Origin of the sequence: Mucilaginibacter sp. NFR10 (assembly GCF_900100445.1) — a bacterium.
Classification (GTDB): Bacteria; Bacteroidota; Bacteroidia; order Sphingobacteriales; family Sphingobacteriaceae; genus Mucilaginibacter; species Mucilaginibacter rubeus.
The window spans coordinates 474,901-497,710 of the sequence record NZ_FMTV01000003.1 but is presented as its reverse complement, the minus strand read 5'-3'; the positions used below and the strand labels follow the sequence as shown (position 1 = coordinate 497,710).

The 22,810-nt window shown below is 42.9% G+C and carries 21 protein-coding genes; 4 read left to right on the top strand and 17 right to left on the bottom strand.

Translation table 11 applies throughout. The features are described 5' to 3' along the window. Window positions 1–164: 164 nt before the first annotated feature. Window positions 165–2,246 carry a vWA domain-containing protein gene (locus BLP33_RS13280; protein ID WP_139159986.1) on the top strand — a complete coding sequence of 694 codons (2,082 nt, stop codon included), beginning with the start codon at window positions 165–167 and terminating at the stop codon, window positions 2,244–2,246. A 227-nt stretch (window positions 2,247–2,473) separates the two neighbouring features. Then, entirely contained in the window at window positions 2,474–2,896 is a 423-nt protein-coding gene (locus BLP33_RS13275) for an endonuclease domain-containing protein (protein ID WP_090529000.1), read from the top strand. Window positions 2,897–2,975: 79 nt separating this feature from the next. On the opposite strand, the gene BLP33_RS13270 is transcribed toward BLP33_RS13275, so the two are convergent. The 7 genes from BLP33_RS13270 to BLP33_RS13240 form a co-directional block, all read right to left on the bottom strand. Then, entirely contained in the window at window positions 2,976–3,299 is a 324-nt protein-coding gene (locus tag BLP33_RS13270; RefSeq protein ID WP_254780129.1) for an FtsB family cell division protein, read from the bottom strand. Between the two features lie 163 nt (window positions 3,300–3,462). Next, window positions 3,463–4,824, bottom strand: coding sequence for a DEAD/DEAH box helicase (locus BLP33_RS13265; protein ID WP_090528997.1), 1,362 nt, complete (start codon window positions 4,822–4,824; stop codon window positions 3,463–3,465). 153 nt (window positions 4,825–4,977) lie between these two features. Next, a complete protein-coding gene (gene lspA, locus BLP33_RS13260) occupies window positions 4,978–5,514 on the bottom strand; it encodes a signal peptidase II (protein WP_090528994.1) in 537 nt (178 codons plus the stop codon). Between the two features lie 272 nt (window positions 5,515–5,786). Then, complete coding sequence (gene eno, locus BLP33_RS13255) at window positions 5,787–7,082, bottom strand: phosphopyruvate hydratase (RefSeq protein ID WP_090528991.1); 1,296 nt, start codon at window positions 7,080–7,082, stop codon at window positions 5,787–5,789. A gap of 404 nt (window positions 7,083–7,486) precedes the next feature. Continuing rightward, window positions 7,487–8,224, bottom strand: coding sequence for a DUF2490 domain-containing protein (locus BLP33_RS13250; RefSeq protein ID WP_090528988.1), 738 nt, complete (start codon window positions 8,222–8,224; stop codon window positions 7,487–7,489). Window positions 8,225–8,458: 234 nt separating this feature from the next. Then, on the bottom strand, window positions 8,459–9,583 hold the full coding sequence (locus BLP33_RS13245; protein ID WP_090528984.1) for an ABC transporter permease: 1,125 nt from the start codon (window positions 9,581–9,583) through the stop codon (window positions 8,459–8,461). 141 nt (window positions 9,584–9,724) lie between these two features. Continuing rightward, a complete protein-coding gene (locus BLP33_RS13240) occupies window positions 9,725–10,489 on the bottom strand; it encodes an ABC transporter ATP-binding protein (RefSeq protein WP_090528981.1) in 765 nt (254 codons plus the stop codon). A gap of 741 nt (window positions 10,490–11,230) precedes the next feature. Here BLP33_RS13240 and BLP33_RS13235 point away from each other — a divergent pair. After that, window positions 11,231–11,707, top strand: coding sequence for a T6SS immunity protein Tdi1 domain-containing protein (locus BLP33_RS13235; protein ID WP_090528978.1), 477 nt, complete (start codon window positions 11,231–11,233; stop codon window positions 11,705–11,707). 305 nt (window positions 11,708–12,012) lie between these two features. Here BLP33_RS13235 and BLP33_RS13230 read toward each other — a convergent pair whose 3' ends face one another. The 5 genes from BLP33_RS13230 to BLP33_RS13210 all read right to left on the bottom strand — a co-directional run bounded on the left by BLP33_RS13230 (window position 12,013) and on the right by BLP33_RS13210 (window position 15,596). Continuing rightward, window positions 12,013–12,726 carry an SIP domain-containing protein gene (locus BLP33_RS13230; RefSeq protein ID WP_090528975.1) on the bottom strand — a complete coding sequence of 238 codons (714 nt, stop codon included), beginning with the start codon at window positions 12,724–12,726 and terminating at the stop codon, window positions 12,013–12,015. 76 nt (window positions 12,727–12,802) lie between these two features. Then, entirely contained in the window at window positions 12,803–13,651 is an 849-nt protein-coding gene (locus BLP33_RS13225; RefSeq protein ID WP_090528972.1) for a helix-turn-helix domain-containing protein, read from the bottom strand. 167 nt (window positions 13,652–13,818) lie between these two features. Continuing rightward, window positions 13,819–14,145: a DUF6686 family protein gene (locus BLP33_RS13220; RefSeq protein WP_090528970.1), complete on the bottom strand. Its 327-nt coding sequence runs from the start codon at window positions 14,143–14,145 to the stop codon at window positions 13,819–13,821. A 368-nt stretch (window positions 14,146–14,513) separates the two neighbouring features. Then, the gene (locus BLP33_RS13215; RefSeq protein ID WP_090528968.1) at window positions 14,514–14,882 is read right to left on the bottom strand and encodes a response regulator; all 369 of its coding nucleotides are present in this window, start codon (window positions 14,880–14,882) and stop codon (window positions 14,514–14,516) included. Window positions 14,883–15,014: 132 nt separating this feature from the next. Further along, window positions 15,015–15,596 carry a thymidine kinase gene (locus BLP33_RS13210; protein ID WP_090528965.1) on the bottom strand — a complete coding sequence of 194 codons (582 nt, stop codon included), beginning with the start codon at window positions 15,594–15,596 and terminating at the stop codon, window positions 15,015–15,017. Between the two features lie 73 nt (window positions 15,597–15,669). Here BLP33_RS13210 and BLP33_RS13205 point away from each other — a divergent pair, with 73 nt between their 5' ends. After that, the gene (locus BLP33_RS13205) at window positions 15,670–16,743 is read left to right on the top strand and encodes a hypothetical protein (protein ID WP_090528962.1); all 1,074 of its coding nucleotides are present in this window, start codon (window positions 15,670–15,672) and stop codon (window positions 16,741–16,743) included. An 87-nt stretch (window positions 16,744–16,830) separates the two neighbouring features. Here the strand turns inward: BLP33_RS13205 and rodA are convergent, their stop codons facing one another. From rodA to BLP33_RS13180, 5 genes are all read right to left on the bottom strand, one after another. Continuing rightward, window positions 16,831–18,096 carry a rod shape-determining protein RodA gene (gene rodA, locus BLP33_RS13200; RefSeq protein WP_175490007.1) on the bottom strand — a complete coding sequence of 422 codons (1,266 nt, stop codon included), beginning with the start codon at window positions 18,094–18,096 and terminating at the stop codon, window positions 16,831–16,833. After that, window positions 18,093–20,126, bottom strand: coding sequence for a penicillin-binding protein 2 (gene mrdA / locus BLP33_RS13195; RefSeq protein WP_090528956.1), 2,034 nt, complete (start codon window positions 20,124–20,126; stop codon window positions 18,093–18,095). The genes rodA and mrdA overlap by 4 nt, the downstream gene beginning before the upstream one ends. Further along, window positions 20,123–20,641: a rod shape-determining protein MreD gene (locus BLP33_RS13190; protein ID WP_090528953.1), complete on the bottom strand. Its 519-nt coding sequence runs from the start codon at window positions 20,639–20,641 to the stop codon at window positions 20,123–20,125. The genes mrdA and BLP33_RS13190 overlap by 4 nt, the downstream gene beginning before the upstream one ends. Next, a complete protein-coding gene (gene mreC, locus BLP33_RS13185) occupies window positions 20,634–21,467 on the bottom strand; it encodes a rod shape-determining protein MreC (protein ID WP_090528950.1) in 834 nt (277 codons plus the stop codon). The genes BLP33_RS13190 and mreC overlap by 8 nt, the downstream gene beginning before the upstream one ends. Window positions 21,468–21,565: 98 nt before the next feature. Next, a complete protein-coding gene (locus BLP33_RS13180; protein WP_090528947.1) occupies window positions 21,566–22,588 on the bottom strand; it encodes a rod shape-determining protein in 1,023 nt (340 codons plus the stop codon). Window positions 22,589–22,810 lie beyond the last annotated feature (222 nt).

Here is a 22,810-nt window from a genome sequence, read left to right as displayed (position 1 = left end):
TCTCCCCCAAAAGGGGAGACTTGAAAAAGCTTTTAAGCCCTCTCCTTTGGAGAGGGTTGGGTGAGGTTTAAAACTTATTCCCCTCCTTTCACAATAATTTCGCATTTTGCAGGTAATGTTTATTGGGCCGGATGATCTGCGCCCTGACGATACTATAGCTACAAATGTTTTCACTTACATGGGGTTCTGTTTCGGGATGGTGGTTGCCTGCCGGTTTATTGCTTGGCTTGGCATATGCCTGGCTCATGTATCGCAAGCCAGTTGACCTAAGTAAAAACTTACGCTATGTCCTTGCCGCTATCCGGGCGGTAACCGTGTTTTTTATAGCGGTACTGCTCATATCTCCCCTGGTAAAAACGGTTAAATACGAGCAGCAAAAACCTTTAGTGCTTATTGCGCAGGATAATTCATCGTCCATCAATACTTTTAAACCTGCAGGCTTTAACTCATCTGCTTTTGTCGATGATCTGGCTAAACTAAAACAGGAACTTGGCGACAAGTATGATGTGCAGGAATTTAACTTTGATAAAGGCCTGCATTCCGGCCTTTCAAAAAAAATTAATGGTAAGCAAACCGATATAGCAGGTGCGTTGCACCAACTTAACGACAGGTTCACTAATCAAAACATCGGCGCGCTGATATTGGCAACTGACGGTTTATACAACCAGGGTAATGATCCGCAGTATGAGGCCAGGAATATCAAAACCAGCATCTACACCATAGCCCTTGGCGATACCACAGCCAAGCGCGACCTGCTCATCGGCAACGTGAATTATAACAAAACGGCCTTTTTAGGGAACGATTTTGTGATAGAAGTGCTTGCCACGGCTTACCAAAGCAAGGGCGAAAGTATGAACCTGTCGGTTACCGAAGATGGTAAGCAGGTGTACGCCCAAAGCATTGCGGTAACCGCGAACGATTTTAAAAAGATCGTCCCCATAAAGCTGAACGCTGCTAAAAAAGGCATCAGAAAATATACTATCAGCATTGCTCCTGTTAAGAACGAGCTGTCCATCCAAAACAATACCGAAACTATTTATGTGGAGGTGCTTGATGCCCGGCAAAAGGTGCTGCTGTTATACAACGGTCCGCATCCCGATTTAACGGTGATTAAACAGGCTATCGAAACCAATAAGAACTTTGAGGTAAAGGCAAGTTCACTTGCTGATGCTTCAAGCATTAAACCGGCAGATTATAGCCTGGTGGTCCTGTACCAGCTTTCGGCAGGCGAATATCCGCCGGTGAAAAACTTTATTGCTAAGAGCAAAACACCGGTTTGGTATATCGTTGGTTCACAAAGTAACCTACAGGCCGTTAACAGTGAGCAAAACACGGTACGCATAAGCGCAGGCCGTGCTGAAACGCAGGAAGTGATGCCCCTGCCAACTAATGATTTTACGGCTTTCACCCTCTCCGATTCAGCGCGAAAAAAGATTACCGGCCTTCCGCCATTAGTAGCGCCGTTCGGCAGTTACGGAACCGCTACCGGTGCTTCAGTTTTATTGAAACAAAAGATTGGGACTGTAGCTACTACCTATCCTTTACTGGCCTTTGGCGATGAGGCCGGCCGGCGTATCGCCGTATTAACCGGTGAAGGTCTGTGGCGCTGGCAACTGGCCGAATATCAAAACTATGGTAACCGCAACGCTATTGACGAATTGCTGAGCCAAACTGTACAGTATTTAACTGCCAATGCAAACCGTCAGCGTTTTCGTGTTTATCCGGCCCGTAATGTATTTGATGAAGGGGAAAACGTGATCCTTAATGCCGAATTATATAATGAAGCCCTTGAGTTGATCAATACCTCTGATGTAAAGATAGAGCTGAAAAGCACGGCCGGAAAAAACTATAGCTTCCTGTTTACACGTACCGGGCAAAGCTATCAACTTGATGCAGGCACCCTCCCCATAGGCGAATACACCTACAACGCATCAACCCAAAACGGCAAACAGGAGTTTAAAGCTACCGGGCAATTCACCATACAACCACTTAACCTCGAAACCCGTCAAAGCGCTGCTAATCATACCTTGCTTAACACCCTGGCCAAACAAAGCGGCGGGCAAATGATCAAACTATCGCAAATTGCTCAGCTTGCTGATCTGATCCGCAAAAACGAAAATATCAAAACGGTGGTTTATGAAGATAAGCATTACAGCGATTTGATAGATCTGAAATGGCTGTTTGGGTTGATCCTGCTGCTACTGTCCGCAGAATGGTTTTTGAGGAAGCGGGAAGGGGAAGTGTAGGGTATTAGAGTCAAGACGATGAGATGTAAGAAACAAGAAGAGAAAAGAAAAAAAGCAGGGAATGTGCGATTCCCTCCCTTGGGAGGGTGTAGGGAGGGGTTTCATCGATATACTTACCCGTTTGGAATAGCGTATAACCCCTCCCTGCCAATGCGCAATCCCACTGCACCCCTCCCAAGGGAGGGAATTAAAAAGACCCGAATAATTATCATAAAAACGATAAAAAAATGGTTAAAATCATCCCATACAACCCCAAACTAAAAGCAATCGCCAGAAAACTTCGTAAAGAGATGACTTTTGGCGAGGTTCTCCTGTGGAATGAATTAAAAGAAAATAAGCTACTGGGTTTCGACTTTGATCGTCAGCGTTGTATTGATAATTATATAGTCGACTTTTATTGCAACGAACTAATGCTGGCAATTGAAGTAGATGGGCGGTATCATAATTATGAGGATGTTTTGATTAAGGATGATGTCAGGCAAGCGAAATTAGAAAGCTTCGGTGTTAAATTTTTAAGGTTCGCCGAGGCGGATGTAAAAGATGATCTGCCTAATGCATTACGGGCTATTGAAGGGATGATAATTGAGATTGTGAAAGACGACTCTTCGATTGAACTGCCGAAAGATTTTGATAGAACATTGTTGGAATAGCGTAGAAACCCCTCCCTACACCCTCCCAAGGGAGGGAATCGCACAGTCCGGCGCTCTTTAAAGCTCCGTATTTCGTCATTTACTTATCCTTACTTTCCGGCACCACCACATAAACATCCTCATTGGCTTTTTTCATGAGGTACTTTTCGCGGGCAAATTTTTCCATTTGCTGTGGGTTGGTGGTCAATTCTTTAAGCTCTTTGGTCACCTGGTCGGTTTGGGCTTTGTAGAAATCGCGCTCAAGCCTTAGTTTTTTAACCTGCTGGTGGTATTGGTATTGCGAAAAAAGATCGTTCCTGTCAAAAAATATCATCCACACCACAAAAGCAATGGTAACCAGGAAAAACTTGTTCTTGAAAAGATCTATAAGGCGTTTCATTGATACCGGCTGGATAATTTTCATTTAAAGCTATTTAATTTTTTCGACCGTTACAAATATGCTTATTAACTTATTAACAGGAAAGTTTTTTGCGGTGAATGGTTGATTGAGTTGATTAGGTGAGTGGTTGGTTTTCGGAGATTATAACTACTCACTTAATCAACCATTCACTTAATCAATTTAATATTTATCCTCTTTTAGCTCCACTCATACCGCTGGCCCCGCCGCGACCAGCCTCTGAACGGCTGCCGCCTGATCTTTTATTGCCGCCTGAGCGGCTGTTGCCTGCCGAACGGCTATTGCCGCCCCCTCCAGACCTGCGGTTACCGCCGCGACCACCACCACCGCGTTGACCACCGCCTGAGCCACCTTTTTTAGGCGCTTCGTTTATTTTGGCTGCCATAGCCGCCGGACTAAGCGGGTAGGGGTGACCTTCTTCAATAGGGATCTGTTTAGCTATCAGTTTATGTATGTCTTTTAAAAATTCCAGTTCTTCGGCATCACAAAATGAAAACGCTATACCGTTGGCACCTGCCCTGCCTGTACGGCCAATACGGTGTACATAAGTTTCGGGTACGTTTGGCAACTCATAGTTGATAACATGGGTAAGGTCATCGATATCAATACCACGGGCCGCGATATCAGTAGCTATTAATACTCGGGTTGTGCGGTTTTTAAAGTTAGTTAAAGCACGCTGCCTTGCATTTTGTGATTTATTACCGTGGATGGCTTCGGCAGTGATACCTACACGGTTCAGGTCTTTAACCACTTTATCTGCACCGTGTTTGGTACGGGTAAATACCAAAACGGTTTTAATGTCCTTATCTTTCAGGATGTGGATCAGCAACGATTTCTTATCTCCCTTATCCACATAATAAACTGCTTGCTGAATGGTATCCGCAGTTGATGAAACCGGGGTAACTTCAACTTTTTCGGGGTTATTCAGGATACTATCTGCCAGGCTTTGGATCTCTTTTGGCATGGTGGCCGAAAAGAACAGTGTTTGCCTTTTTGCCGGTACTTTAGCTATGATCTTTTTAACATCGTTAACAAAGCCCATATCTAACATACGGTCGGCTTCATCCAGTATCAGGAATTTAACATGCTCCAGGTGAACATAACGCTGGTTCATTAAATCCAGCAAACGCCCCGGGGTTGCCACTAAAATATCAACACCGCGACGCAAAGCATCAACCTGAGGGTTTTGTGATACGCCGCCAAATATTACGAGGTTTTTAAGGCCTGTATGTTTGCCATAATTGGTAAAACTTTCACCAATTTGAAGGGCAAGCTCGCGGGTTGGGGTTAAAACCAATGCTTTAATGGTTTTTTGCTCTTTGTGGGCTATCCTGTCCTGGTGTAATAATTGCAGGGTAGGGATAGCAAAAGCCGCGGTTTTGCCGGTGCCTGTTTGGGCACAGCCCAATAAATCCTGGTGTTGTAATATAATAGGAATGGCTTGTGCCTGTATTGGAGTAGGTGTGGTATATCCCTCTGTTTTTAAAGCCTTGAGGATTGGCTCAATTAAATTTAAATTTTCGAATGACATTCTTGATTGTTTGTAATATATAATGTGCTAACGCGAAAGCATAAGCGGATCTGAAGAGTTTGCTGGGCTCAAAACCGTAAGCGAACGGGTAATTAGCTGCAAAGATACGCTTTTTATTGTTAAGAAATTTTTAAGAGCAAGAACTACACTGGATTAGGCTGCCAGCGTTTCGGTATCAGGAGTTCCTTGTTCCTTTTTGGCCTTACGGTCCTTTTGCCATGATTCCAGCAGGATTAAGCCCATACCTATCATAATGGATACGTCGGCCACATTAAATACGCCTGTTTGGAAGATTCCGAAGTTCATGTGCATAAAATCTGTTACGCTGCCATAAAGCATCCTGTCGTAGAGGTTACCTGCGCCACCGGCAATAACCAAAACGATACCTGTGGTGGTTAATTTACCTATTGATGGTTTTAGCATGACATAAAAAACGCCAAAGGCAAGGGCCAGTAAGGGCAGCAATGATAGCAGGATGAATTTCCATGGGTTTTGCAGCGAATCGCCAAGACTTAAAAAAGCTCCCGTGTTTTCGGCATGCAGAATGGTGAAAAAGTTTTTGATAACAAAAATGTTATCGCTGATGTGAATATGCTCCCTAACGTAAATTTTAGTAACCCTGTCAAGCCCGATGCTTAAAACTAATACCAGCACTATACCCAATATCCTCAAAATCCCTTTTTTGTTCATTAGTTTATTTTAACAAGTTATTATAACGTGGTTGCCTTAGTTTAATTATATGGCTTTAGTTGCAGGAGGCAAAGGTATAAAAAAATAGGTGATTGAGATAGATAACTATAACAATGCACATCTATCAGGGTGTCATGGGTAGGTCCTCGAAGCATGTGGGCAGGCCTCTGCGCGCGACCCTTCGACGGGCTCAGGGTGACGGCCCTCTTTTTTTAGCTAAAACAAAAAAAGCCACCTGCTTTACACAGATGGCCTTTCACATCGTCAAAAAATTACTTTTTAAAGTATTTGAAATCTTTACCGATGAATTTGGCGTTAGCGCCTAATTCTTCTTCGATACGTAACAACTGGTTGTATTTAGCGATCCTGTCTGAACGTGAAGCCGAACCGGTTTTGATCTGGCCGCAATTTAATGCAACAGCAAGGTCAGCAATGGTCGAATCTTCAGTTTCGCCAGAGCGGTGGCTCATTACTGAGGTGAAGCCGTTGGTTTGAGCTAAAGTAACCGCATTGATAGTTTCGGTTAATGAACCAATTTGGTTTACTTTTACCAGGATTGAGTTTGCAATGCCTTCGCTAACACCTCTTTGTAAACGTTTAGTGTTGGTTACAAATAAATCGTCACCTACTAACTGTACTTTTTTACCAATTTTGTCGGTTAAGATTTTCCATCCTTCCCAATCGTCTTCGGCCATACCGTCTTCGATAGAGATAACAGGGTATTTTGCAACTAATTCGGCAAGGTAATCAGCTTGCTCAGCGCTGGTGCGGATAGCACCTTTTTCGCCTTCAAATTTAGTATAGTCGTATTTACCGTCTTTGTAAAATTCAGAAGCAGCACAGTCAAACGCGATGAAGATATCTTCACCAGCTTTGTAACCTGCTTTTTCAATAGCTTTCAAAATGGTTTCAACACCATCTTCAGTACCTTCAAAAGTTGGAGCAAAACCACCTTCGTCACCTACTGCAGTTGAAAGACCGCGATCGTGAAGGATCTTTTTCAGGTTGTGGAATACTTCGGTACCCCAACGTAAAGCTTCAGAGAATGAAGGAGCGCCAACCGGCATGATCATAAATTCCTGGAAAGCGATAGGCGCATCAGAGTGTGAACCACCGTTAACGATGTTCATCATCGGGATTGGCAGCGTGTTAGCATTTACACCACCAATGTAGCGGTATAAAGGCTGGCGGCTTTCCTGGGCAGCAGCTTTAGCTACAGCTAATGAAACACCTAAAATAGCATTGGCACCAATTTTACCTTTGTTTTCGGTACCGTCAATCTCAATCATCAAAGCGTCGATAGCATTTTGTTCAAACACATCGATACCTTTTAATTCAGGAGCTAAAACTTCGTTTACATTTTCAACGGCTTTTAAAACGCCTTTGCCCATGTATTTTGATTTGTCGTTATCGCGAAGCTCAACAGCTTCGTGAACGCCGGTTGATGCACCTGAAGGTACAGCAGCGCGACCAAATGCGCCGTTTTCGGTTAAAACTTCTACCTCAATAGTAGGGTTACCGCGCGAATCTAAGATCTGGCGGGCATGCACATCAATTATTATGCTCATAGTGAATTGTCAGAGTGTGGTTTGAATGAATACTATTAATAACGGCGGCTAAGTTAATGCGTAAATAAGGAAAACGCAATTGAAATTTTGTATTTGTAACGATTATAGGCAATTAATGATGCGATTTAACATGAAATTAATATAGAATGAGTGGTTTTTTCATGAAAACGGATGTCTGAACCGGGATTTGGGTGGATTTTTATGATTTATAGGATTTTTCTTTCCTTGCTTCCCCGGTTGCTGTGTCTCCACGGCAACATGTAAGGTTTGAAATTTGGTTGCCGTGGAGACACGGCAACGTGGGGAGGTTTTTTAATTCAGTTTAAAAAAAATCGGTGTAATCAGAAAAAGAATCAGTGTAATCCCAGAAATAAAATCAACATAATCATCCCACTCAACAGTGATTAATCGCTCGTAGTAGGGACGTGCTCACGCTGCACGGCATTTTTGCGCTGGATGCGATACATCAGGATGAGCATGATATTATCCTTATCGCTTTTAGCGGCAGCCGAATAATTATATTGGTTGATCCAGCCAGCCTGTAAGATCCATGATTTATCAAACTGATAACCTACTGCGGCTGATATCCGATTACGTTCAAAGTTAGGTACCTTATTATTAAGAAATACTTCGTCGAAAACAGAAATGAACCAGGTTTTGGCTTCAATTTTGGTTTTGTTCAATGGCACAAACACATTTAGCCTGTAACGGAAACGGTTACGGTAATCGCCGTTAACCCAGCGCTGCTCTACCCGGTAGCGGTGTTCGAGCTTTAAGCGGTACAGGAACTGGTTGCTGGTGATCTGTTCCCAAAAACGGGTTTCGGTAGTTGTAGGCCCTTTGCCAATATCCATATAATCAAAAGTAGTGTAGCGGCCGGTACCTAAAAGCGCGGTAAAGTTCCTGTCTATATCATAACTTACACCAGCCTTTACCTCGTAATACTGAAACTGGCTGAATACATTATTGGTACGGGTTTGAAACTCGGTGTAACCACCCCATTTGTGGGAACTATCGCCCGGCAAAACTACGGTTACTATGCCCCAGGTGCCTACTTTTGAATCCTGTGCCTTAACAGTAATTGAACATATAGTTAATAAAAAGAGCACTAAAGCGATGGAATTGACGGGCTTGATTGTCATTGCAGAGATTATTTCTGCAAATATATTTCCTAAATGTTATCTTAATGTTAATATTAACACCGTTAATGTTAACATAATGTTAAGTATTTGAGTTTGGATTCTGTTGGTAATATGGTTGAGACTTACGAAGTTTCTAAAACTTTGTAAGTCTGGATTTTAAAATTTGGGGTAGTACGAAGCAAAAAGGCATCAAGCGTGGTTATTCGGAAATCTCAAATTCCTGCATCTTTCCTGCTATTCCCACTTAAACGTTTTTACCGCTACCGCATAAATTCCGATAAACCAGGCAAAAAGAATCAGTAATTGGTGTGTAACGTCACCTAAGCCAGCGCCTTCAAAAGCCACTTTACGCATAGCATCGTTTAAATGGGTTAGCGGTAACACCTTGCTGATATATTGCAGCCAGTTGGGGAAGGCGGTGATTGAAAAAAAAGTACCCGAAAGCAGGAACTGCGGCAGCGTGATAATATTGGAAAGCGGTGGCACCGAACTTTCGTTTTTGGCGATGCCAGATACAGTAAAGCCGAATCCCATGAAAATGATCAACCCGATGGCCGAAAGTACCAGCATATTTAATACAGTTGTTACACCGTGGATCAGCGTAAAACCAAACATGTAATGCCCGACCAGTATAATAAATAACGAACCTAACAGGGAAAAGGCCAGCCTCGCAATAGCCTCGCCCAAAACAATGCTGTAACGTTTAACCGGGGTTGCAAAAAAGCGTTTGATAACCAATGTTAACCGTAAGCTCAGAAATACGAAAGCTGTACCAAAAACACCACTGCTTAGCAACGAAAAACCCAACTGCCCGGGTAAAATAAAATCGATGTATTTATATGGGCGGCCGCTTATGGTTTCTTCTTTAAGGTCGATCAGGTTGGGGACTTTAACTGTGGTGTACGACTGAATGCGTTTCAATTCTTCCGACTGAATACGATAAAAAATGTTGTTCAGGGCTGATTTTAATACACTTCCTTTATCGCCCGATGCCTGGCTGTACTGTACATGAACGGTCATTGACGCTGGTGGAGCAAAAGGTTTAAGATCAAGTATTGCATCAAGGTTACCTTTTGCCAGGTTTTTGCTCATTTCATCAGCCGTTTGATCATGGATAAGGTGCATGATCTTGTTTTTTTTAAGCGCGGTATAAACCGGGTTATTGGCGGATGTATCGCTCCCTTTGGCTACGCCCACATCTATCGACATACCGCCACCCCCAATATTGGCAAAAACAATGATAAATATTAATGGGAAAGCCAGTGTAAACACCACCGCCGAAGGGCTGCGTAATATCGACCGGAAACTGGCTTTGGCAATGGCCAGGGTTGCTTTTGTATTGCTGTATTTATTGTTCATCCTTTTATGTCATGTGCCATTAGGCGTCATTAGGTCATTGAGTCATTTTGCCTGTGGGTATCAATAGGTCGGGGAGTTTTTTATATTGCTAACTGCAAACTCAAAACTGCATACTGGCTCCCCCTTCAGGGGGCTGGGGGGCTATCCTTCCCGCCATTCCTTTCCGGTTAAATTAATGAATACATCCTTCAGGTTGGCCAGTTTTACTTGTTTTTTGCGTTCAAAACCTGTGGCTACAAGTTCATCAATGAAATGGTCGGGGGTGTCAATACCGATGATGTAGCCGCCGTCGACAAAGGCAACACGGTCGCACAGTACTTCGGCTTCATCCATATAGTGGGTAGTGATCACCACGGTGGTTCCCTGGTCGCGGATTTCGCGGATCAGATCCCAAAGGTTACGGCGGGCCTGCGGGTCGAGGCCGGTTGTGGGCTCATCCAGAAATATGATCCTTGGGTTATTGATTAATGTAGTGGCGATAGAAAAACGCTGTTTTTGCCCCCCGGAAAGGTCTTTATATTTAGCCTTTGCCTTATCGGTAAGAGCAACTTTTTCCAGCATCTCCATAGGTGTTTTGTCGATACCGTACAGGCCTGAAAACAGTACGATCAACTCCGACAGGTTGAGGTTGGGGTAATAACCGGCGGCTTGTAACTGTACGCCTATACGTTTTTTGATGCTATCGGCGTCGGTTTCAATATCAAAGCCATCAACAATGATGCTGCCGGATGTTTTATCACGAAGGGTTTCAATAATTTCGAGGGTGGTGGTTTTACCGGCGCCATTGGGGCCAAGCAGGCCGAAGATCTCGCCTTCATAAACTTCAAAACTAATGCCTTTAACGGCTGCAAAATCGCCATAGTTTTTTACCAGGTTGTTTACAGTGATGATAGGTTGTTTTGTCATAGGGTAAAAATGCATCACATTCATGAAATAACCATGAGTTTTTCGGCGAACTACGGAATTTTTACGGTGAAAGTGAATTTTGCGATGGGTAATTGATATTATTTATCATCTTCGAAAACCCTGTACCGGCCCCCGGATGTCTTAAAATGAAAAGCCCGGATGATCATCATCCAGGCTTGTAATACTCTCCGCAAAAGTTCGCCTATCAGGGTTAGGGGGCCTTATTTCACTTTTGCACTTTTTATAGTTTTGCTTACCGGCCTTTCGTATTTTTAATGATATAGCCTTCAGCTTGTGATTTTCCCCATTTCCAGGTTACTTCGTCTCCTTTTTTCATATGCTCACCCTTTTAAAGGATAAGATGTATGGTTAATTATTGATTATCAAAGATGAAATAACCATCCCTCGGGGTGCCGGGAAATTATTTTATTAAATGACCGATAGAGTGAACGATAACAACGGCATGTTCCGCGGCTTTCATAACTAAATGGATCAATTGAATTGCAAGTAAAGTTTTCATGGCATTATTTGTTGTTGTTTAGTGATCCAAAATTGCACACAAAAGGCACCCTGCCGTTAGGTTTATTAGGCGAAGCAAGTGCGGTTATCGGTGAACGGCAGTAAAACATCGGAGAAATACCGGTAAAAAAGTGATATCGTCGGTAAAACTTTGGAGAGTAAAAAGCAAAAACCTCAGAAGGGATATTAACTTTGAGAGTAGGTGTTAACAATCTAACTTATATGGATTACTATTTAGATGAGCTTGTAATAAATTTAAACGGTATAAATACTGCCGGCTTAATGGATACCTGGTTATGGTTGATAAAAGATTTTAAGGAAATTTTAATGATATCAAAGCTCGGCGATCTGTTCTTTATAGGATATAATGATTGTATTTACTGGCTTGCAACGGATATGTGTGATTTATCGAAAGTTGCTGATAATAAACAAGAGTTTTACAGTTTTTTAAATGACGATGAAAAAGTGGATAACTGGTTCATGCCTCAATTGTTAAAGGAACTTGAAGATGCCTGTATTTATTTAGGTGATCACCAGGTTTACAGCTATAAGAAAATGCCGGTTTTAGGAGGAGAATATACAGTTAACAATCTTAAGCCTGCCGATATTAAAGGTCATTTCGAATTAACCGGCATTATTGGTGAGCAAATAAAAGATCTACCCAATGGAACAAACGTCAAAATTAAAATAGTCGACTAATTGAGGTTTCAAATAAATTTTCAATATTAAAAAGCCGCTTTGCAAGATCGCAAAGCGGCTTTGTTTTTCATAGGCAGATGAATATATTAACTGATCAGGTTAGCCAACGCCTGGATAACGGTTACCGTATGCTCCTGCAGGGAGATCATCACAGCTATAAGTGGATTGTAAAATGTTTTCATAATAATGTTATTTGCCGCAAAGATGTGCCGTTAGGTCATTGTTGAACAGTTATTTTAGGTGAAACGGCATAAAATGTCGGTGAACGAGTTTCAGGTAAGGGAGAAGCGCTTTTAAACAAGCTTCTACGACCAAAAACCCTGTATCCTGATCTGGCTTGACGGATACCCCTGCAGTTTTAATAATTTACGTAATTCGCCTACCATGGTATGGTTGCCGGCAATGTAAAATACTGAGTGTTCAAGGTTATACTGTTGTTCCATTACCCACTGGATAAGGCTGTGGTGGCCGTATACATCATTACGTTCAATAGGCTTTAATGGCGATTTGAAATACTCGCTAAATAAACCCCTGTGATTTTCATCGGCCATAACTATAGCGCCCGAAAAACGCGTTGCGGGTAATACCATTTGCTGTAAGGCCAGCATATGCCCCACGCTGCTTTCATCGCCAAGGCCTATTATGGCCGGGGTGCCGGCCGGTGCGTGCCGGGTAGAACGGATTTTTAAATAGCGTACGGTATCGTTTTTTTGAAGTTGTTTAGCCCATTTACTGCCGGGACCGCTATGGGCTGCATCAATATACAGGGTGCAGGTGCTGGTTTCGGCATCCCAGCCCGCTGGGGTATAATCGCGGTAGGTAAGGTTATCAACTTTTATTTTTATGTAGGGTATTTCGTGCCAGTTTTGCATATCGGCCTGTGGTAAATGCAGGTCAATCTCAATCATGGTCGACGGCTCCCAATGCCTTACTTCAAGCACCCTGCCGCTTTGTAAAAGCTGGTTTTCAAACAAGCTGCCAGCCTTTCTTTTTAATTTATGAAGAGTGGATGTTTCCATGGTGTAGTGTTTTAATACTACAAAGAAACATTGAATTTTAGCCTCCTGAAATAGTAATTTCGGGGTAAATATTGGATTATTTACGGTGTTTGTCCCTAAACTCAAGGGGCGTGATGCATGCCGATTTTTTAAACAGCCGGGAAAAATAGGTATGGTCATCATAGCCCAGTGCGTGCGCAATTTCCTTTACGTTAAGGCCGCTGTAATATAGTAATCTTTTTGCTTCCAGCATTACTTCCTGGGTTATCCAGTAACTTACCGGGAACCCGGTGGTTTTCTTTAAAACCTCGTTAAGATATGATTCGGAAACATTAAGCATACCCGCGTATGCCGAAGGGCCTTTAACTGTGCGCACATGCCTCAACAACAGCTTTTTAAACTGATGTGAAATTTGCGCCGGCCTTGAAAGTTGCTTTTCTGGTGTATAAACGTTACTGAAAGTGGCCGCCGCCATGCCGGTAAATGATTGTATGAGCGATTGCAAAACCGGCAAAAAGAAAGCGCTATTATCATCCTCGTCGTTTTTTTCACGTAACAGGCAAAGGAGCTGCTGGTACTGCTTTAATTCAATATCGTTGAGTTGATAAGGCTGTTGCAAAAAAAGCTGGTTTTCAAAAATATTGCGGAAGTCGGCCGGAATATGCTGTGAATCGATGGCTACATACCAACCACCGGCAAGTGCATTATTTATCCGGTGATGTACCTGTCCCGGCAGAATATAATAAAATGTGTTTTCGCAAAAATGAACCTCGTTAAAATCTATCATCAGTGATGCTGATCCATTTTCAATCAAAAAAAACAGGTAATGATCGTCGCGATGGGCGCCCATCGGCACTTTTTTTGAATCTTCGCCGCTTTCAAAGTGCCTGATCTCAAAGCCTATGTTTGATCGTTCATGTAGCTGGTGTACAGGGATATCTTTCATTTTGCAGGGTAGTTATTGTATTATGGTAACGCAATCTTTAACCGTGAGGTACATTTTCTCCAGGCTAAGGAATTTATTTTATATGGAATTTGTTAAATATTTAGCTGAATTAACTTTTGGCTTTGTGCATTCTGCTTTCAGCTATATAATTACAATAATTCGGGGATTTATTTACCGCCATCAACCAGTGCATAAATCTCCTGCATGTAAATAGCTTCATCCATAGCAACATGAAAGTCTTCCCATTCATCAACAGTAAAGGTAAGCTGGATATCATTGACCGGCGTACGCATCACCACGCGCTCCTGTCCGTCGGGAAATGGGAAAGAATGATCACCGAAATCAAGATCGATAGCGAAATTTTTAAACTGGATAAATTGATCGGGTGTAAAGCTAAGGATCAGGTTATGGTGCCATATAAATAGGCATTGGCATTCGGAGCAACGGCTTACTACCGATGTTCCCTTTTGGCTGAGTATTTTAGCATCGCACATAAATTCCGGTAATTAAAAATGAATTGGTGCCTGCTCTGCTGATTAAATGTTTGATATAAACAATTAAACTACAGAACAGGACTTTATATTTTAAGCATTAATAATCAAATAATTGTTAATGGGCTTGCGGCTTACTATTTTGCGCATAGCGTATTAACAGCAACAAAGAAATATGTTATTTAGAATAAATCCAAATAAAAATAAAGAAAACTCCAAAATGTGTTCAGAATTTAAGAGAAGGGGCTTAATTAAGTATTTGTATATCAACGATATTTATCCAAAATCTTCTCCTTAGAGGATTGTAGTTTTTAACAAAACGGCCCTTCAAATTAATGGAGGGCCGTTTTATTTATACTGATAAGGGTTGCTTACTTGATATGCTTTTTTACGATCTCTGAAAGTGATGTCAGATCAAATGGCTTGGCAAGGTACCCATCGGCGTTACCGGCTTTGGCAATTTCTTTGATATTGCTCACGGCCGAAATAATGATCACGGGGATGTGGCTGGTAGCCGGATTGTCTTTTATGCTTTTACTTAGCTGCTGCCCATTTGCGTCACTGCTCCAATCGGTGAGCCAGTTATCAAGCAAAATCAGGTCGGGGTTAATAGTAGTCAGGGTACGCAGGATTCGGGCATTGTCGGATTGTACTACTTCGTAACCTTCTTCCTCCAATACATACACCACGGTATCGCGAATATCTTTATCGTCCTCTATAACTAAAACCTTTTTGGCCATAAACTTGATTGCTTTATACTTTATTAAAGCACCTTCTTTTTGAAGCTGCTGTGTTTAAGTACATAACAAACAAATACCCGGTATTTGTTTTAGTTATAGTATTAAATAAAAAATATATTATTTAATTAAATGTTAACCCGCAACGGTATTATAGCATGCCCGGCAGCGGGGCTCATAGCTTTCCTTCTCGCCTAATAATATTTTTGAATTATCATGTACCAGGCGGTACGAGTATTGGGCCGGGTTGCCGCACCTTACGCAAACGGCCTGCAGCTTGGTTACCGATTCGGCAATGGCCATAATGTTGGGCATAGAGCCAAATGGCCGGCCCTTAAAATCCATATCCAAACCGGCTACAATTACGCGTACGCCGCGGTTGGCCAGTACGGTACATACCTCGGGGAGTTCATCGTCAAAAAATTGCGCTTCATCAACACCTATTACATGGGCATCGCTGGCCAGCAGTAAAATAGCCGAAGCGCTATCAACCGGGGTAGAAGTTATTTTGCTGGCATTGTGCGAAATGATGGCATCCTCGCCATAACGGGTATCGGCTTTAGGGCTAAAAATCTCAACCTTAAGCTTGGCAATGCGGGCACGGTTAAGCCTCCTGATCAGCTCTTCGGTTTTGCCCGAGAACATTGATCCGCAGATAACCTCAATACTGCCGCCTACTTCGCTTTTACGCCTGAAAACCTCTTCGTGATATACCATTTATGACTTTTATAGTCGGCAAATATCAGAATTTAATCCTATTTTTGGTAAGCATTTTCCTAACATTGAGGCCATGAAGCAAATGGATGTATTTAAAAAGATAGGTGGGATTTTAAAAGAGCTTAATGATCAATACGACTACCTTGCAGCTGATCCCAGCGAACTTAACGAGCTTGAATTAGAACTTTTTGTAGCCAATGCCCATTTTTTAAAAGACCATGCCGAAATACTGCGCCGCATCAACGAGCGCTCGGCTGCTCCTGCACTGCTTGCAGAAAAAAACCAGCCGGCAGCTGAAGAACACACACCGGTGACACTGGTGTTACCTCCCGCTCCGGTGCCGGCAACACCTCCGCCTGCAAAGGAGGAAGCTTTGCATGAGCAGCGCTTTTTTGAACCGGTAGTACAACAGCATGTCCCTGTGCCGGTTGATAAGATAGAACTTACCAGCGATGCCGAACCGCCGGCCCCGGTGCCGTTTAACCCGGTAAAAATAGAAGTGATCAACCCCGCGCCCGAAATAAAAGAAACACCCGAACCGCAAATAAATATTGCTGCCGAAAAAGAGGCAGATACTTATTCATTTCAACAGGAAATTCCTGAAGGAAGCAGCTTTGAACTAAATTTAAACGAGGCTGATACCTGGGATGATGAAGCAGACAGGTTTGAGCAGGAAGAGCTGATTGGTGAACTTCCCGAAAAGCCGGTTGAGATAGTACCCATGGACGAACAGCCAAAGCCCGTACCGGTAACTGAGCCCATAAAACCCGCAGCAGAACCTGTTGTTGCTACAGCTCCTTCAACAGATACAAGCAACAACCAGCAGGTACTAACCTTTAATCAAAGGATCATGGCCCAAAAGGCTGAGAAAGCGAACAACGCGGCAAGCACCACTGCCGAGCTGCCGGTTACCGATCTTAAATCGGCCATAAACCTGAATGATAAGCTGCTTTATATAAAAGATCTGTTTAATGGTTACAGCCTGGCCTATAGTGAAGCTATTGAGATAGTAAACCGATTTAACACTTTTGAAGAAGCCGAACGTTTCCTGAAAACAAACTACGTAGTTAAAAATAACTGGGAAAGTAAAGCATCAACAGCCGATAAGTTTTACGCTTTGTTACGACGGAGATATCCTGCTTCGTAGCGGTTTAGTTCATAGTTGATGGTTCATGGTGAAGACGATTTTAGAGGTACCCCAACTTTCTGACTTACGGACTTCTGACTAAAATTATCAAACATTCGATTTCCTGTTTGAATCGAGTTTAATGAGCGTGAACAGGAGCATGGTAAAGCTTAACAGCGACGAGCCTCCATAGCTGATGAACGGTAAAGGGATCCCAATAACGGGTACTACACCAATGGTCATACCGATATTGATCACTACGTGAAAAAACAACACTGAAGCTACACCGTAACCGTAAATACGCGTAAAAGGGGATCGCTGCCGTTCGGCAATAAGAATTACCCGCAATATCAGGAACATGAAAAGGCTTATTACCGTTAATGAACCTGCAAAGCCCCATTCTTCGCCGACGGTGCAGAAAATAAAGTCGGTACTTTGCTCGGGTACAAACGAGTATTGGGTTTGCGTACCATGTAAATAACCTTTACCCCACATTTTCCCGGAGCCTATAGCTATTTTCGACTGGTTTACATTATAGCCTTTTCCCTTTAAATCGGTAGTGATACCCAGGAGTATGTTAATACGCTCTGTTTGATGTTTCTTTAAAACGTGGGTATAAATAAACTTTACACTGAATATAAACGCTATAGAGATTGCAAGGCCGATGATCACGGTTTTGATGAGCTGCCTGTTACGCTTAAATAAAAAGATAATGAAAGCGGTTATTACAGCCAGGATCAGGATAATATACAGCGGATTGTATAATAGCGATGTAACGAAAAGGGTGATGAACAACCCCGCTATCACCAGGAAATAAGGAGAAAGCCCTTCGCGGTATAAAACAAATATCAAAGAGCAAAATACCAGTGTGGAACCGGTATCGGGCTGCAGCATGATCAGCAACATCGGGAACCCGATAATCACGGCGGCCGTTAAAAATGATTTGGGTTCGGTAACCCGGATGTTGGTGCCGCTTAAATATCGCGCAAGCAATAAACAGGTTGCAAACTTGGCAAACTCCGAAGGCTGCAGCCGGAAACCGCCGCCCATGTTGATCCAGGCCTGGTTACCGCCTACGTTTCGGCCTATTACCAACACCAGTATCAGCAGCAAAACTATTACTACATAAAATGCTGGGGCCAGGGCAGCAATGAACCGGCTTTCGAGCAGCAGGATAACAATACCAATCACTACAGATACGCAAATAAAGATGAACTGCTTACCGTAATTGGTTGAGGCATCGACTATACTCGGGTGATTGGTGTCAAAAACTGCAGCATGGATATTGAACCAACCAATGGTGCAAAGTACCAGGTACAAAAAAACTGTAAGCCAATCTACATTGAAGAAGAAACTCCGCTGCTGAGTGCTCATGATCTTGCCCTCCCGCCAGTTAATGATTTAATCCAGTTCACCGGTTTATTGTTATAAGCTGATTCGCGCCTTTCTTTTTTTATTGAATCGGCCTTGAACTTTTTAATTGAATCAGCTTTGAATTTTTTGATAGAATCAACCTTTGCCGCCCTGATACTGTCACGCCTGCGTTCTTTTTGCAGATCTTGAGCATACAGGCTAAGATCGGGCAGGCGGTTGGCATTTGCAAAATAATCAACTGTAATTCCCGATTCGCGCGGGCTGATCTTACCTTTTAGATATTTTTCAACTATGAAGCTTGCAATAGGAGCGGCCCAATGCGCACCCTCGCCCGAGTTTTCAACTACAACAGCAATCGCTATCTTAGGATTATCGCGCGGGGCGAAAGCTACAAATACTGAGTTATCCTCGCCATGTGGATTTTGCGCGGTACCGGTTTTACCGCACATAATAATATCAGGTATCTTTGACCTGCGGGCTGTACCGTTTTCAACCACTGCCTGCATTCCGTTAATAACAGGCTCAAAATATCCCGAATCTATCCCAACATAGTTTTTTTCAACGTATTCTTTTTTAATTACGTTTTTGGCACCTATAGCTTTAATTAAATGCGGTTTATAATAAAATCCGCGATTGGCAATAGTACATTCCAGGTTAGCCATTTGCAATGGGGTTGCCAATAACTCGCCCTGGCCAATAGCCAATGAAATGATGGTGCTTGAACGCCAGCCGCCTTTGCGATAAACGTTGTCGTAATGCAAAGGTGTGGGTACGTTGCCCCGGCTTTCGGCAGGCATGTCAAGATCTAATCTAGCACCGAGGCCAAATTTCATCACATTGGCCCGCCATGCTGCAAAATTGGCTTCAGTCCGTTTCACGCCGTACCGGTCAACAATACGCTGAAATACCATCGAAAAATAACCGTTACATGATTCGGCCACCGCCCGGCTCATGTTTACCGAACCATGTGCTTCGCCTTTATTACACGGGACCAACCTGTTACCCGCCCGGTAGTGCCCGGTGCAATAGTAGGTTTCGCCCGGGTTAACGATGCCCTCCTGCAGCGCGATAAGGGCACTTAATGGTTTAAATGATGAGCCGGGAGGATATTGCGCCTGGATAGGCCTGATGAAAAATGGCTTATACGGGTTATTGTACATTTTGGCAAGGTTATTACCGCGCTGACGGCCTACCATGAGGTTAGGATCGTAAGTAGGGCTGCTCACATAACATAGGATCTCGCCCGATGATGGCTCTATGGCCACAATACTGCCCAGTTTGTTTTGCATCAGTTTTTCACCGAGCCTTTGCAGGTCAACATCTAACGACGAGGTCAGACGTTCGCCCGAACGGGGTACGGTATCAAGCGCGCCATTGGCAAATGAACCCTTGGGTACACCGTGCGAATCAACCATTTGTACCTGTACGCCGCGCTGACCGCGTAATACGTTTTCGTAGGCCTTTTCAACGCCGGTAACGCCGATATAATCGCCAAGGCGGTAATATCCGTTTGAGCGTTTGATATCCCTGTCGGTGACCTCGCCAATAAAACCTAAAAACTGTGCGGCTACCGAGTCGGGATAAGTGCGTATGGTGCGGGGCACTATAGCGAAGCCCGGAAACTCAAACAGCTTTTCCTGCAATGAAGCATACAACTGAACAGAAAGTTGTTTTTCAAATACGGATGCTGTATTGGGCGATTGTTTTTTAGCCTTGGTAAAGCGTTTGTCGAAACCCTCTTTGTCGATACCTATCATTTTGCAAAATAACATGGTATCAAAAGGTTTTACTTCCTTGGGGTTAACGGTAACATCATAAATGGGTTCGTTTTGTACAAGGATTTTGCCGTTACGGTCCAGTATAGGCCCGCGGGCAGGGTAAAGTATGGTAGTACGCCTTACGTTACTGTTGGCATAGATCTCGTACTTATCATCAACTATCTGGATATAGTACAGCCTTCCCAGCAGGGCTAATATGATAGCTATAAAAATACCGGTAACAACGTAGCGGCGTTCAAAAAACTTATTCATTTACGTTCTTTCCTTCTGAAAAATAGCAGGCCCGAAATTAGTATTAAAAATACGGTAAACAATGAACTCAAAACAACACGGCTTAGTGTGTATTGTATTTCAGAAAAACTAAAAACCTCTAAATTAAGCAGGAAAAAGTGGTGGAATAAAGTAAGTATCAACACATAAGTAAAAAACCACCTGAAACCCATGATACTCAAAGTAGGTTCGGGCTCGTTATCAAAGCCATCCTTTTGTACCGTGATGCTGATGAAAAGTACACGTACCAATGCCAGCACAACGCAGGCCGCAGCATGAAGCCCCGGTGTATCATAAAATGCATCAATAGTGAGGCCTGTCAGGAACGAGAGTACAAACAGCAACGGATTAGGTACTTCAAAGGGAAGCAACAAAATGAAAAGGATATAGAAATAAGGGGTGGCAAGATTATAAAACGTTATGTTTTTTAACAGGAAAACCTGCATAAAAACCAAAACTATAAACCTAACAAGGTTAACAAGGATAGTTCTACTCATTTTTGTTTTGTACGGCCTCCAGTACCGTTTGTTCACCGGCAAATTTGTTATTTACCACGTAAACGTATTGAAGCTTTGTAAAATCAACAGCTAAGGCTACCTCAACATTGATGAGTAAACCGCCGCCTTTGGCATGCAGGTTGGTAACTTTGCCAAACGGTATACCGGTAGGAAAAAGCGAATAGCCCGAGGTAACCACCGTATCGCCAATTTTGGGCTGAGCATTATTCTGGATATCTATCAATACACCCCTGTGCGGATCAAGATCGTTACCCCATACAAACGAGCCTATATCTTTAGTACCTGCAAGCATGGCGCTAAATCGCGTGTTTTTATGCAAAACCGATTGGATAATAGCTAAATGCTCGGTTACGGCAATAACCTGGCCCACAACGCCTGCACCTGTTATTACACCCATATCTTTTTGGATGCCGTCCCTGCTGCCCCGGTTAATAGTAATATAGTTGCTGCGTTTATTGAACGAATTATTGATTACCTTGGCAACAATATAAGTATATTGTTGTTTGTAAACGGTATCATTAACCTTGTGTTTTTCAACAGTATCAACATACATAGAAGCTTTGAGCTGGCCGCGAAGTTTGGCATTTTCGCGGGCAAGGCTATCGTTGGCTTCTTTTAATGACAGGTATTCTTTTAAAGCATCAACCTGGCTGTACAAGGTACCGGTTACCTTATTGGTTGAATTAATAAAAGACGCTTTTTGAAACGAGTTGTATTTAATATAAATAAGCAGCGAGCTAATCTCAAAAATCAGGAATAAAAAAAACGCGTTATACTTAGTTATAAATATCCAAAGGTTACGCATTGCTTAGATTAGATTTGAGATATGAGACGTGAGATATGAGATCGGAAAACATCGATAGCCGGTGTCTCAGATCTCATATCTAATATCTCACATCTAAATTACTGCATTAAAAATTTAAAGTTGCCAATGTTTTTAAGGGCGGTGCCGGTTCCGCGTACTACGGCGCGAAGAGGGTCTTCGGCAACGTGAACGGGTAGTTTGGTTTTGGCAGCCACACGCTTATCCAAACCGCGCAATAAAGCACCCCCACCGGTTAAGTAGATACCGGTTTGATAAATATCGGCCGAAAGCTCGGGAGGGGTAATTTCCAACGCTTTTAATATCGCTTCCTCAATTTTTGAAATTGATTTATCCAAGCAATGTGCAATCTCGGTATATGATACCATAATTTGTTTTGGCACACCGGTCATCAGGTCACGGCCTTGTACAGCAAAATCACCCGGTGGCTCGCTTAGTTCAGGAAGCGCGGCGCCAACCTCAATTTTAATTTTTTCGGCAGTACGGTCACCAATCATGATGTTATGCTGGCGACGGATATATTGAACAATGTCCGAATCAAAGTTATCACCCGCAACACGGATCGACTGGTCGCACACGATACCTGATAAAGCGATAACGGCAATTTCGGTAGTACCACCACCGATATCGATGATCATGTTGCCCATCGGCTCTTCCACGTCGATGCCGATACCTACAGCAGCAGCCATTGGCTCGTGGATGAGGTAAACCTCTTTAGCGCCGGCAATCTCGGCCGAGTCGCGCACGGCACGTTTCTCTACCTCGGTAATTCCTGACGGGATACAGATCACCATACGCAGCGATGGAAAGAACCATCCCTTGCCCTGGTTAATCATTTTGATCATCCCGCGGATCATGTGCTCGGCGGCGTTAAAGTCGGCAATTACACCGTCTTTAAGCGGGCGCACGGTACGGATATTATCGTGCGTTTTACCTTCCATTTGCATAGCCTGCCTGCCTATGGCAATCACTTTATTGGTTGTTCTGTCGAACGCCACGATTGAGGGTTCGTCAACAACAACTTTGTCGTTATGTATAATGAGGGTATTTGCTGTACCTAAATCGATAGCAATTTCTTGTGTAAAAAAGTTAAATAAACCCATCTGGTATTTCTTTCAGTATGTTATGCAAAGTTTATAAAAATACGCTTAAATAAATTAGCATTTTGCAAACTTAAGCGTTAAAAAATCACATTTATTGTGTTGGGGTTGGGTTGATAGAGCTTATTTATTAGATGGTTGACCGGATTTACAGGTAAATTAAGTTAAAACAGGTTAAAAACATTTTTCCTTTTCACCAAATCAATCCCTACTCTTCAATCAAAC

What these genes read in the sequence shown, in the direction of transcription:
- BLP33_RS13280 (WP_139159986.1), top strand. Translation starts at nt 165, where the DNA reads ATGTTTTCACTTACATGGGGTTCTGTTTCGGGATGGTGGTTGCCTGCC.
- BLP33_RS13275 (WP_090529000.1), top strand. Translation starts at nt 2,474, where the DNA reads ATGGTTAAAATCATCCCATACAACCCCAAACTAAAAGCAATCGCCAGA.
- BLP33_RS13270 (WP_254780129.1), bottom strand. Translation starts at nt 3,299, where the DNA reads ATGAAAATTATCCAGCCGGTATCAATGAAACGCCTTATAGATCTTTTC.
- BLP33_RS13265 (WP_090528997.1), bottom strand. Translation starts at nt 4,824, where the DNA reads ATGTCATTCGAAAATTTAAATTTAATTGAGCCAATCCTCAAGGCTTTA.
- lspA (WP_090528994.1), bottom strand. Translation starts at nt 5,514, where the DNA reads ATGAACAAAAAAGGGATTTTGAGGATATTGGGTATAGTGCTGGTATTA.
- eno (WP_090528991.1), bottom strand. Translation starts at nt 7,082, where the DNA reads ATGAGCATAATAATTGATGTGCATGCCCGCCAGATCTTAGATTCGCGC.
- BLP33_RS13250 (WP_090528988.1), bottom strand. Translation starts at nt 8,224, where the DNA reads ATGACAATCAAGCCCGTCAATTCCATCGCTTTAGTGCTCTTTTTATTA.
- BLP33_RS13245 (WP_090528984.1), bottom strand. Translation starts at nt 9,583, where the DNA reads ATGAACAATAAATACAGCAATACAAAAGCAACCCTGGCCATTGCCAAA.
- BLP33_RS13240 (WP_090528981.1), bottom strand. Translation starts at nt 10,489, where the DNA reads ATGACAAAACAACCTATCATCACTGTAAACAACCTGGTAAAAAACTAT.
- BLP33_RS13235 (WP_090528978.1), top strand. Translation starts at nt 11,231, where the DNA reads ATGGATTACTATTTAGATGAGCTTGTAATAAATTTAAACGGTATAAAT.
- BLP33_RS13230 (WP_090528975.1), bottom strand. Translation starts at nt 12,726, where the DNA reads ATGGAAACATCCACTCTTCATAAATTAAAAAGAAAGGCTGGCAGCTTG.
- BLP33_RS13225 (WP_090528972.1), bottom strand. Translation starts at nt 13,651, where the DNA reads ATGAAAGATATCCCTGTACACCAGCTACATGAACGATCAAACATAGGC.
- BLP33_RS13220 (WP_090528970.1), bottom strand. Translation starts at nt 14,145, where the DNA reads ATGTGCGATGCTAAAATACTCAGCCAAAAGGGAACATCGGTAGTAAGC.
- BLP33_RS13215 (WP_090528968.1), bottom strand. Translation starts at nt 14,882, where the DNA reads ATGGCCAAAAAGGTTTTAGTTATAGAGGACGATAAAGATATTCGCGAT.
- BLP33_RS13210 (WP_090528965.1), bottom strand. Translation starts at nt 15,596, where the DNA reads ATGGTATATCACGAAGAGGTTTTCAGGCGTAAAAGCGAAGTAGGCGGC.
- BLP33_RS13205 (WP_090528962.1), top strand. Translation starts at nt 15,670, where the DNA reads ATGAAGCAAATGGATGTATTTAAAAAGATAGGTGGGATTTTAAAAGAG.
- rodA (WP_175490007.1), bottom strand. Translation starts at nt 18,096, where the DNA reads ATGAGCACTCAGCAGCGGAGTTTCTTCTTCAATGTAGATTGGCTTACA.
- mrdA (WP_090528956.1), bottom strand. Translation starts at nt 20,126, where the DNA reads ATGAATAAGTTTTTTGAACGCCGCTACGTTGTTACCGGTATTTTTATA.
- BLP33_RS13190 (WP_090528953.1), bottom strand. Translation starts at nt 20,641, where the DNA reads ATGAGTAGAACTATCCTTGTTAACCTTGTTAGGTTTATAGTTTTGGTT.
- mreC (WP_090528950.1), bottom strand. Translation starts at nt 21,467, where the DNA reads ATGCGTAACCTTTGGATATTTATAACTAAGTATAACGCGTTTTTTTTA.
- BLP33_RS13180 (WP_090528947.1), bottom strand. Translation starts at nt 22,588, where the DNA reads ATGGGTTTATTTAACTTTTTTACACAAGAAATTGCTATCGATTTAGGT.